General features: G+C 62.8%; 9 protein-coding genes and 1 riboswitch. Of the genes, 2 read left to right on the top strand and 7 right to left on the bottom strand.

What is annotated here, in order from left to right; genetic code table 11:
• Positions 1–191: 191 nt before the first annotated feature.
• Both ASV56_RS23465 and ampC read right to left on the bottom strand, forming a co-directional pair.
• The gene (locus tag ASV56_RS23465) at positions 192–353 is read right to left on the bottom strand and encodes a hypothetical protein (protein ID WP_156429088.1); all 162 of its coding nucleotides are present in this window, start codon (positions 351–353) and stop codon (positions 192–194) included.
• 438 nt (positions 354–791) lie between these two features.
• Positions 792–1,940 (bottom strand): class C beta-lactamase, encoded by a 1,149-nt coding sequence (gene ampC, locus ASV56_RS06460; protein ID WP_062561264.1) that lies wholly within the window; start codon positions 1,938–1,940, stop codon positions 792–794.
• A 90-nt stretch (positions 1,941–2,030) separates the two neighbouring features.
• On the opposite strand from ampC, the gene ASV56_RS06455 reads away from it, so the two are divergent.
• Both ASV56_RS06455 and thiC read left to right on the top strand, forming a co-directional pair.
• Positions 2,031–2,894 (top strand): LysR family transcriptional regulator, encoded by an 864-nt coding sequence (locus tag ASV56_RS06455; RefSeq protein WP_062561263.1) that lies wholly within the window; start codon positions 2,031–2,033, stop codon positions 2,892–2,894.
• Positions 2,895–3,296: 402 nt separating this feature from the next.
• Positions 3,297–3,416: riboswitch (TPP riboswitch) on the top strand.
• Positions 3,417–3,504: 88 nt separating this feature from the next.
• On the top strand, positions 3,505–5,322 hold the full coding sequence (gene thiC, locus ASV56_RS06450) for a phosphomethylpyrimidine synthase ThiC (protein ID WP_062561262.1): 1,818 nt from the start codon (positions 3,505–3,507) through the stop codon (positions 5,320–5,322).
• A gap of 535 nt (positions 5,323–5,857) precedes the next feature.
• On the opposite strand, the gene ASV56_RS06445 is transcribed toward thiC, so the two are convergent.
• The 5 genes from ASV56_RS06445 to ASV56_RS06425 form a co-directional block, all read right to left on the bottom strand.
• Positions 5,858–6,658 (bottom strand): phosphodiesterase, encoded by an 801-nt coding sequence (locus tag ASV56_RS06445; protein ID WP_035746484.1) that lies wholly within the window; start codon positions 6,656–6,658, stop codon positions 5,858–5,860.
• Between the two features lie 66 nt (positions 6,659–6,724).
• Positions 6,725–8,008 carry an ABC transporter substrate-binding protein gene (locus ASV56_RS06440; protein ID WP_035746428.1) on the bottom strand — a complete coding sequence of 428 codons (1,284 nt, stop codon included), beginning with the start codon at positions 8,006–8,008 and terminating at the stop codon, positions 6,725–6,727.
• Positions 8,009–8,031: 23 nt separating this feature from the next.
• Positions 8,032–8,844, bottom strand: coding sequence for a carbohydrate ABC transporter permease (locus ASV56_RS06435; RefSeq protein WP_035746429.1), 813 nt, complete (start codon positions 8,842–8,844; stop codon positions 8,032–8,034).
• Entirely contained in the window at positions 8,844–9,746 is a 903-nt protein-coding gene (locus ASV56_RS06430) for a carbohydrate ABC transporter permease (RefSeq protein ID WP_035746485.1), read from the bottom strand. The genes ASV56_RS06435 and ASV56_RS06430 overlap by 1 nt, the downstream gene beginning before the upstream one ends.
• Positions 9,743–10,870: an ABC transporter ATP-binding protein gene (locus ASV56_RS06425; RefSeq protein ID WP_035746430.1), complete on the bottom strand. Its 1,128-nt coding sequence runs from the start codon at positions 10,868–10,870 to the stop codon at positions 9,743–9,745. Before ASV56_RS06425 ends, ASV56_RS06430 begins: the two co-directional genes overlap by 4 nt.
• Positions 10,871–10,936: the final 66 nt, after the last annotated feature.

Raw genomic sequence — 10,936 nt, 5'->3', positions numbered from 1 at the left:
AAAATCTTTTGAGGAGTTTCAGGCGGTGCATATTTCCCTGACTGAACTGATCGAACGGTCAGGTCGATCAGCTGACGACGAGTTCAACCATCAGATCTCCAATGGCGTGCTGCCGCTCCCGTTGGGATTACGTAGCACAATGATCTTTCGACGCGCCGATGTTGCGTAAACCCATGATCTGACAAAGCTGGTCACGCGCCGGCTTTTTCATGGGCGCGGTGAGGTAACGCTATCTGAGAAAAAGGGCAGGACGAACTGTCGATCCACTCGGCCTGTAGTTGATATTGTTCGGAAATTTTCCGCGCAAGCGGAAAATCTTTGTGATTATTGCCACCCGGTGTGTTGATTGCCACTGAAGTCTTCCTCAAGTGGCCACAATTCTTCCTTTGCGGCAGCAAGGCTGACGTAGTTTGGAAGTGTTGCAGTCGGCACCCTGCACTACAGCAATTACCTGAGACAGCAGTCTACTATCCTCCCAGCTTTGATTTTCGAGTCAGCGGCATGGGAAGAAGCAATCAGAGGCTCTCGAATGCGAAAGCAGATCGAGCAGAGTTCATTGCAGCTTCGCAGGATAGGGCTGGTCGCTACGGCAGCAAGCAATCCCTCGAGTCGCCGGACAGTTCGGCCCAAAGCGGACCTTCATCCCGACGCCGAGCGCCGCGTTGCAGCTTCTCCAGACCGGCCATTCGCTGCGGGTGCTCGATTTCTTTAGTGTCTGAGGTCCGCACTGCGGACGAAGCAGACCTTCGGCGAGCCCTTTCTGCCGCGCCGAAGTCGCTCCAGCCATTGTCTCAATCGGCCAGAATGTGCGTGATCAGATCGTAGGTCGCGCGCACCCGGGCCTCATTGGGATAGTTGCGGTTCGCAAGAACCACGACGCCCAGATCCTCAGCAGGCAGCATGACGATGTAACCACCAAAGCCGTTTGTGGCGCCGGTCTTGTTCAGGATGACATCCTCGGGGGCCAGCCCTTTAACTCCAGTCATCTGCTGCGGGTTGAAGATGAAGCCATAGCCGTTCCCTTCGACCAGATGTTCTGCGTCGGCTGGCCAGGGATAAGCCTCCCAGATCATGGCTTGGGTGAACAGCCGGGTTTGGAACTGCCCCTGCTGCGTGCGGGACACTGCCTCGCGGATTTCTGCACTGGCTTCGCCATTCCCAAGCGCGACATCGAGCAGCTTCAGCATGTCGCGCGCTGACGATTTCACACCATAGGCCTCGTCATCAAGCACACCGGCTGTGACGCGGATCGGTGCGTTCGTCTTGCGGTCATAACCGAAGGCATAGTCTCCCGCCGCACTGGCCGGAACATCGATCCATGTGTTGGACAGCCCGAGCGCGGGAAAGATCTCCGTTTGCAGGGCATCAGCATAGCTCATACCCATCGCGTCTGCGGTAATATGCCCCAAGAGGCCAATGCTGATATTGGAGTAGCTGCGCGCGCCCGGCTCCGGTGGTTGCCAGCCCGCGAGCCAGTCGATCAGTTGATCGACATTCTCCACCTCATCCGGCACCTGCACAGGCAATCCGCCGGAATGATGTGTCGCAAGATCCATTAGACGCAGCCCTCCGGCCGAGGTCCCCTTCAGGGTTGGCAGATAGGTCGCGAGCGGGGAATCGAGTGACAGCCTGCCGAGCCCTTCGACGATGGCGGCCAAGGTCACATTGAAGATTTTGCTGATGGAACCGAGTTCGAAAAGGGTGTCGGGCGTTACAGGCCGCTGATCTTCTCTCGATGCCAGCCCGGTCTGATAGAAGCTGTGCTTGCCGTCGCGGGTCACGCCCACGATCAGACCAGGAATATCGTATTCCCTGATCGCGCTTTCAAATGCCGCACTCGCGATGTCTTCGAAGTGCTGCTGACTGTCCTGTGCAAGCGCAGGCGCAGGCGCAGAGAAGGTTGTCGTCAGGAGAACGAGGCAGGTGGGAACATGTTTCATGTCAGCTCCGAAATGATCTGCATCCCGGATATTCAGATCTTTTCGCATAAGGGAGACGACAAAGCATTGGACTGCACATAAGATCAACTCATGCCTGACCGTCCCGACATCCCCTTAAACGCCCTTCGCACCTTTGAGGTCGCCGCCCGTCAGGGCAGCTTTACACGCGCCGCGATAGAGTTGCGCGTGACGCAGGCTGCCGTCAGTCACCAGATCGCGCGGCTGGAAGATACTTTAGGCGCCACGTTGTTTCGCCGCACGCCGAACGGGCTGGTGATGACCGATGCCGGAAAAGAGCTGTTTCCGGTGATGGAGCGCGGTCTGAACGATATTGCCCGCATGCTGGACCGTGTGACGGGCGGGCAACGGGCCGAGGTGCTGAGCCTCGGCGTAGTGACAACTTTTGCGACTGGCTGGCTGATCCCCCGACTCAAAAATTTGCGCCGCGACCATCCTGAAATCACCTTGCGTTTGTCCACCAACAACAACCGTGTCGAGATTGTGCGGGAGGGATTGGATGCCGCGATCCGTTTCGGCTCCGGTCGCTGGCCGGGGCTCGAGGCGCATCACATCCTTGATGCTCCAATGGGGCCGCTCTGCGCCCCGCATCTGGATCTGCGCTCGCCATCAGACCTGCGGCGACACACCCTGCTGCGCAGCTATCGCGCCGATGAGTGGCCGAAGTGGTTTGCAGAAGCTGGCGAGACCTGTCCGCCGCTGACCGGCCCGGTGCTCGACAGTTCGGTGGCAATGGCGGATATCGCGGCCGAAGGTCTGGGCATCGCGCTCTTGCCGCTGCCGATGTTCGAACGCGACCAGGCTGCAGGACGGCTTGTAAGGCCCTTTCCTGCTTCAGTCACGTTGGGCGGCTACTGGCTGACCATCCCCGAGGATCGCCGCATGACCCCCGCGACCGACCTGCTGCTGAGCTGGATACGCGCTCAGGTCGCTTGACCGCAGTGTCAGGGCGAAGTCCAGCGACTGGTCGATGACTGTCCGCTACGGGCTCGATGCGGTCATGCGGCGGTGCGGCAGGCCGTGTGACCATCCTGGCAGAGCGACATGGCACGCCCGGCCCTTAGCTGCCAGACGGCCCCTGTCGGGCGCTGCCTTGCGGCATCCCCAGACCGGACATTCGCGCTCGGTGCAGCGAGATTGACGAATTACAGGCTGCTATTACGGGACAATCCGGACATTCAGCGTTGCGTTACACTGCCCTGATCAATTCGGTCGTGAAGGCTTGCAGTCGCGATGTGGCGCACACAAGGTTAGCCATTGGCAGGCCGGGGCTGCGTCTGCAAGCGCCGCAACCTTTTGGTCGGCCGTTGACATTGATCCGCGCAGCCGGCAATTTCGCGTCTCCACCAGGGGTGTTCCGACAAGGAGCTGAGATACTGCTAGGCCGCGAGGCAGCGCAGGGACCCTATGAACCTGATCCAGTTCACACTGGCGTAGGGACGGTGCGGGTGCTCTGGTGGCCGGCTTCGGTCACGCGTTGGCAGCACTCATTCCCCCTTCCAGTTCGTGCTGGGTCTCCGATGCTTTACAAAGCCAGGAGCCTGACATGACATCCCACCCCACCCTCACCGTTACCACTGGACCGCTGCCCGCTTCGACCAAGGCGTTCAGGCCGGGTGTTCTTTATCCCGACATGCGGGTGCCAATGCGCGAGATCGCATTGCATCCGAGTGCAGCCGAGCCGCCGGTGACCGTCTACGACTGCTCCGGCCCTTACACTGATCCGGGGGCGGAGATTGCCATCGAGCGCGGCTTGTCACGTCTTCGGGAAGGCTGGGTTGCGTCGCGCAGGGATACCGAGGCCTATGAAGGCCGCCCGGTTCAACCTGCGGATAACGGGTTCGTTTCACCAGATGGGCTGACTCCCGTGTTCCCGGCGCCGCATCGACCGATGCGTGCGAAGGAGGGCAAGGCCGTCACACAGATCGCCTACGCCCGGGCGGGTATCGTGACGCCGGAGATGGAGTTTGTCGCGATCCGCGAGAACCTCGGCCGCAAGGCTATCCGAGAGAAGATGGCCCGTGACGGCGAGATGTATGGTGCCTCGGTGCCCGATTACGTGACCCCGGAGTTCGTCCGTGACGAAGTGGCCCGCGGCCGTGCGGTCATTCCTGCCAACATTAACCACTCGGAACTGGAGCCGATGATCATCGGCCGGAACTTTCTCGTAAAGATCAACGCCAACATCGGCAACTCGGCCGTCACCTCCTCGATGGCGGAAGAGGTGGAGAAGATGGTCTGGGCCATCCGCTGGGGGGCCGACACCGTGATGGACCTCTCGACGGGCCGTAACATCCACAATATTCGCGAATGGATCGTCCGCAACGCGCCAGTTCCGATCGGAACCGTGCCGATCTATCAGGCTCTTGAAAAGGTCAGCGGCGTGGTTGAGGACCTGACATGGGAAATCTTTCGCGACACGCTGATCGAGCAGTCCGAGCAAGGAGTGGACTACTTCACCATCCATGCGGGGGTGCTGCTCCGGCACATTCCGCTGACGGTGAACCGCGTGACGGGGATCGTCAGTCGTGGCGGCTCAATCATGGCCAAATGGTGCCTGCACCATCACCGCGAGAGCTTTCTTTACGAGCACTTCGAGGAAATCTGCGAGATTGCGCGGGCGTATGACGTAACGTTCAGCCTCGGGGACGGGCTGCGGCCAGGCTGCATCGCCGATGCCAACGATGCGGCGCAATTCGCGGAGCTGGAGACGCTGGGCGAGTTGACCCAGATCGCCTGGAAGCACGATTGCCAAGTCATGATCGAAGGCCCGGGCCACGTGCCCATGCATAAGATCAAGGAGAACATGGACAAGCAACTGGAGGTGTGCGGCGAAGCGCCTTTCTATACGCTTGGGCCGCTGACAACCGACATCGCGCCGGGTTACGATCACATCACCTCCGGCATTGGGGCCGCTATGATCGGCTGGTTCGGCACCGCGATGCTTTGCTACGTGACCCCAAAGGAACATCTGGGTCTGCCGGACCGTGACGACGTGAAAACCGGGGTCATCACCTACAAAATCGCGGCGCACGCCGCCGACCTTGCCAAAGGGCATCCCGCGGCGAAGATCCGCGACGACGCGTTGTCACGGGCCCGCTTTGAGTTCCGGTGGGAGGACCAGTTCAACCTTTCGCTGGACCCGGATACCGCACGGTCTTTCCATGACCAGACCCTGCCGAAGGAGGCGCACAAAGTCGCGCATTTCTGTTCGATGTGTGGGCCGAAGTTCTGCTCCATGAAGATCAGCCACGACATCCGAGAAGAGGCGCGGGCGCAGGCGGGGATGGTCGAGATGGCGAAACGGTATCGCGACGGAGGCGATCTTTACATTCCCGTGGAAGAGGATGCCGTGGGTTCATAGGCGCGAACGGATTGAGGCGCCGGCTTACAGGGCGGCGCCTTGCCAATGGAGCGCATGTCTCGAACGGTCGAGCTATGCGCTAATACGATTGATTGATAAACGTCAGCTTTGGCTCCCCACGTCGATCAACCGCTCACGGCGACGGCACGGAGGCGCGGCAGGCTCCGACCCGCGTCCTCGGCCCTTTGCGGTCGGTCGGGAGAGCAGCAACGCCGCGGTGCGGCTTTCCCAGACCAGACATTGGTGCAGGTCGCAGCGTGGACCATCGGGCCATGTCCGGTTACCTCGGCACGGAGCATCAAGGTCATGCCAGCTGCGAATATCACATGCGACCGCATGCTGCGATCGTTAGATTAAAGACCTGAAACCACCGCTTGTCTGGAGCAACTGCCGAATGTTCTCGCTTGCCGCGTCCAGACTACGACCGCCCGTAGCGACACCGGCGTGAAGGCCACCACGGCAATCGACAGCTTAACCCCGACGCGTAGATCGTGATCGCCCACAGGCGCCTGATTCTATCCCCGTTGACCATGTCTCACGGTCCCTCGCAGATAGGAGCGCGGACTGTCGGGACTTGTCCGACCTCGACCGTGAACGCCCGGAAGCCGAGTTCGTCGATCAACAGGATGCGATAGGTGGGGTTGCCGTCGGTCCACCAAGGGTCTGGCAGGGTGAGATCGGTGATGAAGCGATGCGTGCAGGACTGGCCGGAACTGTAGGGGATTCCCTCGGGGCTGGTGCCCGACAGGGGCATGTGGATATGGCCGAAGACGATGTGGCGCACCCCAGCCGAATGGGCGACAAGGCGCGCCAGAAGGGCGCCGTCGTCATGCAGGCTGATGTCGCGGAAATGGCGGATGCCGTCCGCGACGGGGGGATGGTGGACGAAGACCGTCACGGGCGCCGGACCCGCTTCGGCCAGCGCCGCGTCCAGCCAGGCAAGGCGATCGGCGCCGTAGATGCCGCCGATCACCCCGGCCTCGTGCGTGTCCAGGAACAGGAGCCGGCCGGAATCGGTATCAAGGACGGACTGGATGTAACCGTTCGCGTCGCGCGGGTGATCGGGGAAGGCGGCGACGAATTCGGGGCGGCGGTCGTGATTGCCCAGCAGAAGCCGCACCGGAAAGGGCGCAGGCGCAAGGATCTCGCGCAGAAGCGCATAGGCTTCGGCATCGCCGTGATTGCAGAGATCTCCGGTGATCACCAGAAGGTCCGCGTCGGCGTGCCGCCCCAGGATGTCGGCCATCGCCGCGCGCAGCCGCGCCTCGGGATCGACGCCATTGGCGGGGATGCCCGGCGGCATCAGATGCGTGTCAGTCAGCTGGATGATCTTCATGGTGGTCCCTGCGAAAGAAAAGATGCGGGGCAGCGCGCCCCGCATCCGTGACGGCGCGAACGCGCCTTACTGCATCAGCGCATTCGTCTGCTCGACCATCTGGGCCAGCCCGTCCTCGGGCGAGACCTCGCCGCGCATGACGGTGCCGATGATGTCTCGCTGCGTGCGCCAGACGCGGACCGAGTCGCCGCCCGGATAGCCAGCCCAGGGCAGCGAGCGGTCGGCCTGGCGCGCGGCTGTCGCGACATTCGGATGCTCGGCGTAATAGGGCGCGAGGTAATCCTCGCCCGTGGCGCGTTTGTTGGTGGGCAGATAGCCGGTGATGCGCACGATGATGTCCTGCGCCTCGGGGCCGGTCACCCATTTGATGTAGTCCCACGCCGCCTGCTGCTTGGCCTCGTCCTGCGTCAGCATCACGGCCGAGTTGCCGCCGGTCGGCACGCCGCCGTTTTCGGGATCGTCCAGCGGGAAGGTGGTCGTGATCAGCTCGAAGCGGTCGCCGACCAGACCCTCGATGGTCTGGACATGGGCGGGGGTCGAGAACAGGAAGCCCGTCATGCCGGCGCCGAACTGCTGGCGGGCCTGATCCCAGTCAAAGGTCGGCGCGCCGGCCTCGGCCGCCATCTGGCGGATCATCGTCAGCCCGTTCAGGCCGATCTCGTTGTCAAAGGCGACCTGATTCGTCTCGGTGTCGATCAGCTTGCCGCCCTGCTGGTAGACCATCGCCTGCCACAGCCAGTCATCGGGCCAGCCCGCAATGTCATAGGACATGCCGGCGACGCGGGGATCGGCCTCGTGGATGGTCTTGGCCAACTCGATCAGCTCGGGGAAGGTGGTCGGCATGTTTTCGGGATCGCCGCCCGCGGCGCGCACCAGATCGGCGTTCACATACATGATGGGCGATGAGGCGTTGACCGGCAGCCCGTATTGCTTGCCGTCCACCACGCCAAGCGCCAGCATACTGGGTGCGAAGTTCTCGTCGAGGAAGGTCTGCCCGCCCTCGGCCTCGATGAAGGGGGCCAGATCGACGATCTGATCGCGCGGGGCCAGCGCCTCGACCAGCTCCGCCGTCAGGTTGTAACCCGAGAAGTAGACATCCGGCAGGTTGCCGGTCACGGCCGAGCGCAGGATCTGCTGCTGGCCCTCGTTATAGCCGACGGCGGGGGCCAGGAAGTTGATGGTCACGTCAGGGTTGTTTTCCATGAACGCATCGGCCAGCGGCTGGTGGAAGCGCGTGAAGCCGGGCAGGTTGTAAAGCACGTCCAGCGTGACCTGCTGGGCCTGGGCGAGGCTTGGCAGCGCCAGCGCGCAGACGGCGGCGCCCAGGGTGAAACGGCGGGATAAAGTCATCTTTGCTCTCCGGGTCGGGGGCCCTATTTGACCCCGGTCATGGTGATGCCCGCGATGAAGCTGCGCCTAGCCAGCAGGAAGCAGACGATCATCGGGGCGGTGATCATGGCCGCGCCCGCCATCAAGGCGCCGTAATTCGCGCCGGATTCGACATCCGAGAAGAACAGCATTCCCAGGGGCGGCGGGGCGATCGCCATGTCCGAGACGACGATCAGCGGCCAGTAGAGGTCGTTCCAATGCGCCACGACCGAGAAGACCGAGAAGGCCGCCAACGAGGGCAGCGAGCCACGCAGCACAAGGCACCAGCAGATCTCCATCTCGGAAAAGCCGTCCATGCGGGCAGCCTCGATGATCTCGTCGGGGTAGGAACGGAACGATTGGCGGAACAGGAAGATCGCAAAGACCGACAGGAAGAACGGCATCATCTGCGCGAAGTAGGTGTTCAGAAGATTGGTGCGGGCGAGGCCGACGAACAGTGGCAGCGCTAGGGCCTGCATCGGGATGCACAGCGCGCCGATGACCAGCGCCATCAGAAGACGCCGGCCAGGAAAGCGCAGCTTGGCCAGGGCATAGGCAGCCGGCACCGCCGTCAGGACCTGCACGATCAAAATGCCACCGCAGACGATCAAGCCATTCAGCATGAACCGCGCCATTGGCACCGTGCTGGCGGCCTGACTGTAGTTCTGCACTGCGCTGAACTCGCGCGGGATTGGCCAGAGAGAGACATCAAAGATTTCGGCCGGCGCGCGGATCGAAGTCAGGATCATCCAGTAGAAGGGCAGCAGCATCAGCGCCGCGCCAAGTCCCAAGACCAGGTGGGGAAAAAACCGCCGCATCAGTAATGCACCTTCCGGTCCATGCGCATGGTCTGGCCGATCGACAGGACCAGCACGATTGCCAGAAAGATCAGCGTCAGCGCGGCAGCGTAGCCCGTGTTCGAATACTCAAACCCCTCAAGATAAAGCGCATAGAGCAGCGTTTCAGACCCCGAGCGGCCCTTGGTCAACACGGCCACGGTCTCGAAAACTTTGAAGGCCGAGATCGATGTTGTGACGATCACGAACATCGTCGTCGGGCCCAGCATCGGCCAGGTGACTGTCAGAAATCGGTCGATGGGGCTGCGGGCCCCGTCCATGCGCGCAGCGTCGATCAGGTCGTTCGGGATAGCGGTCAGCCCCGCGAGGAACAGCACCATGTTGAAGCCAAGCACTTGCCAGATGCCGATCAGCGCCAGCGTCGGGATCAGCAGCGCCGGATTGCCGAGGAAAGACACCGGATCGAAACCCGCCCAGGTGATCGCCGCGTTGACGGGCCCCAGGGTCGGGTGCAGCAGGAACTGCCAGACCGTGGCCATCGCGACCAGCGTCGCGGTGACGGGCAGGAAATATGCCGTCTCCCACAGCGCGCGGGACCGCCGGCGCCCATGCACCAGCAGCGCGATGCCCAAGGCGAGGAAGACTCCGGCGGGGATCACCAAGACGGCATAAAGGGCGGTGTTCGCCAGCGCGCGGGTAAACACCGGGTCCTGAAAGGCGGCCCGGAAATTACCGAGACCCACGAACCGCCACTCCAGTGCGCCAAGCCGGTAATCGGTGATGGAAAATCCGGTCAGCACGAGGACCGGCAGGATATAGATCGCCAGCATCAGAAGCACCGCGGGCGCGACAAAGAACAGACCCCGCGGCAGGGCGATGGCACGGTGGGCGGGTGCGGCGGCGGGCAGGACGGCGTCGGTCATGCGGCCACCTGGCCGGCAGCCCATGCGGACAGCCGCTGCCCGTCCGCCGCGAACAGATGCGCCCGCTCGGGCGGGATGCTCAGCCGCAGCATGTCGCCCCGCGCCGGCCGGGCGCTGGCGCCCTGTCGCAACACGAGGGTTGCGTGATCAAACTGCAGCGCACAGGTCAGGAAACGGTCGGGGCCGTGCGTCTCGACGCGGAGGACCTCGGCGGCCAGTCCCTCGTCCCCGGCCTGCAGGTCCTCGGGGCGGATGCCGACGGTCAGGGGGCCCGGCCGCGCTCGGATGCCCGTCGCCTGTCCCGCGATGTTAACGCGGCCCTCGGCATCTGCCTCGGCCGGCAGCAGGTTGATGCCGGGCGAGCCGATGAACCGCGCCACCGCCAGGGTCGCCGGTCGCTGGTAAAGATCGTCGGGAGTGCCTAGCTGCTCGATCCTTCCGTCGATCATCAGCGCGATGCGGTCCGACATCGTCATGGCCTCGGTCTGGTCGTGGGTGACATAGACGAAGGTCGCCCCAAGGCGGCGATGCAGGGCCGCCAGCTCATCCCGCATATGCGCCCGCAGCTTCGCGTCGAGGTTCGACAGCGGCTCGTCCATCAGAAATGCCGCCGGCTGGCGGACCAGCGCCCGCGCCAGCGCGACCCGTTGCCGCTGCCCGCCCGACAGCTGCCCCGGTTTGCGGTCCAGAAGATGGGTGATCTGAAGCGTCTCGGCAGCCTTTGCGACGGCCGCGTCGATCTGGGCCATCACCGCCTTCGGCGCCAGCAGCCGGCCCAACAGCGGCAGCCGGGCGGGCAATGTCAGAAGCCGCATCCGCAAGGGCGTCGCAATGTTCTGACGGACGCTCATATGCGGATAGAGCGCGTAGGACTGGAACACCATCGCAAGGTTTCGGTCGGACGGATCGCGTGAGGTCACATCCTCGGCGCCAATGAAGACCAAGCCATGGTCGGGCGCTTCAAGACCGGCAATGACGCGCAGCAGCGTCGATTTCCCGCAGCCGGACATTCCGACCAGAGAGAGGAACTCACCCTCCTTCACCGAAAGGTCGATATCCGTCAGAACCTGCGTGGCTCCGAAGCTTTTGCGTATGCCTCGGAGGTCGATGGATTGTTGCGACATGCGCGCTCCTTTTTCGAAGGAGCGTGTTCCACGTAGAGATGTCAGATCGGCTACAAGTCGGTTAAA

This window comes from Paracoccus aminovorans, assembly GCF_001546115.1.
GTDB classification, from domain to species: Bacteria; Pseudomonadota; Alphaproteobacteria; order Rhodobacterales; family Rhodobacteraceae; genus Paracoccus; species Paracoccus aminovorans_B.
The sequence above is the reverse complement of the archived record's forward strand: the minus strand, read 5'-3'. Positions and strand labels throughout refer to the sequence as shown.

What these genes read in the sequence shown, in the direction of transcription:
- ampC (WP_062561264.1), bottom strand. Translation starts at nt 1,940, where the DNA reads ATGAAACATGTTCCCACCTGCCTCGTTCTCCTGACGACAACCTTCTCT.
- ASV56_RS06455 (WP_062561263.1), top strand. Translation starts at nt 2,031, where the DNA reads ATGCCTGACCGTCCCGACATCCCCTTAAACGCCCTTCGCACCTTTGAG.
- thiC (WP_062561262.1), top strand. Translation starts at nt 3,505, where the DNA reads ATGACATCCCACCCCACCCTCACCGTTACCACTGGACCGCTGCCCGCT.
- ASV56_RS06445 (WP_035746484.1), bottom strand. Translation starts at nt 6,658, where the DNA reads ATGAAGATCATCCAGCTGACTGACACGCATCTGATGCCGCCGGGCATC.
- ASV56_RS06440 (WP_035746428.1), bottom strand. Translation starts at nt 8,008, where the DNA reads ATGACTTTATCCCGCCGTTTCACCCTGGGCGCCGCCGTCTGCGCGCTG.
- ASV56_RS06435 (WP_035746429.1), bottom strand. Translation starts at nt 8,844, where the DNA reads ATGCGGCGGTTTTTTCCCCACCTGGTCTTGGGACTTGGCGCGGCGCTG.
- ASV56_RS06430 (WP_035746485.1), bottom strand. Translation starts at nt 9,746, where the DNA reads ATGACCGACGCCGTCCTGCCCGCCGCCGCACCCGCCCACCGTGCCATC.
- ASV56_RS06425 (WP_035746430.1), bottom strand. Translation starts at nt 10,870, where the DNA reads ATGTCGCAACAATCCATCGACCTCCGAGGCATACGCAAAAGCTTCGGA.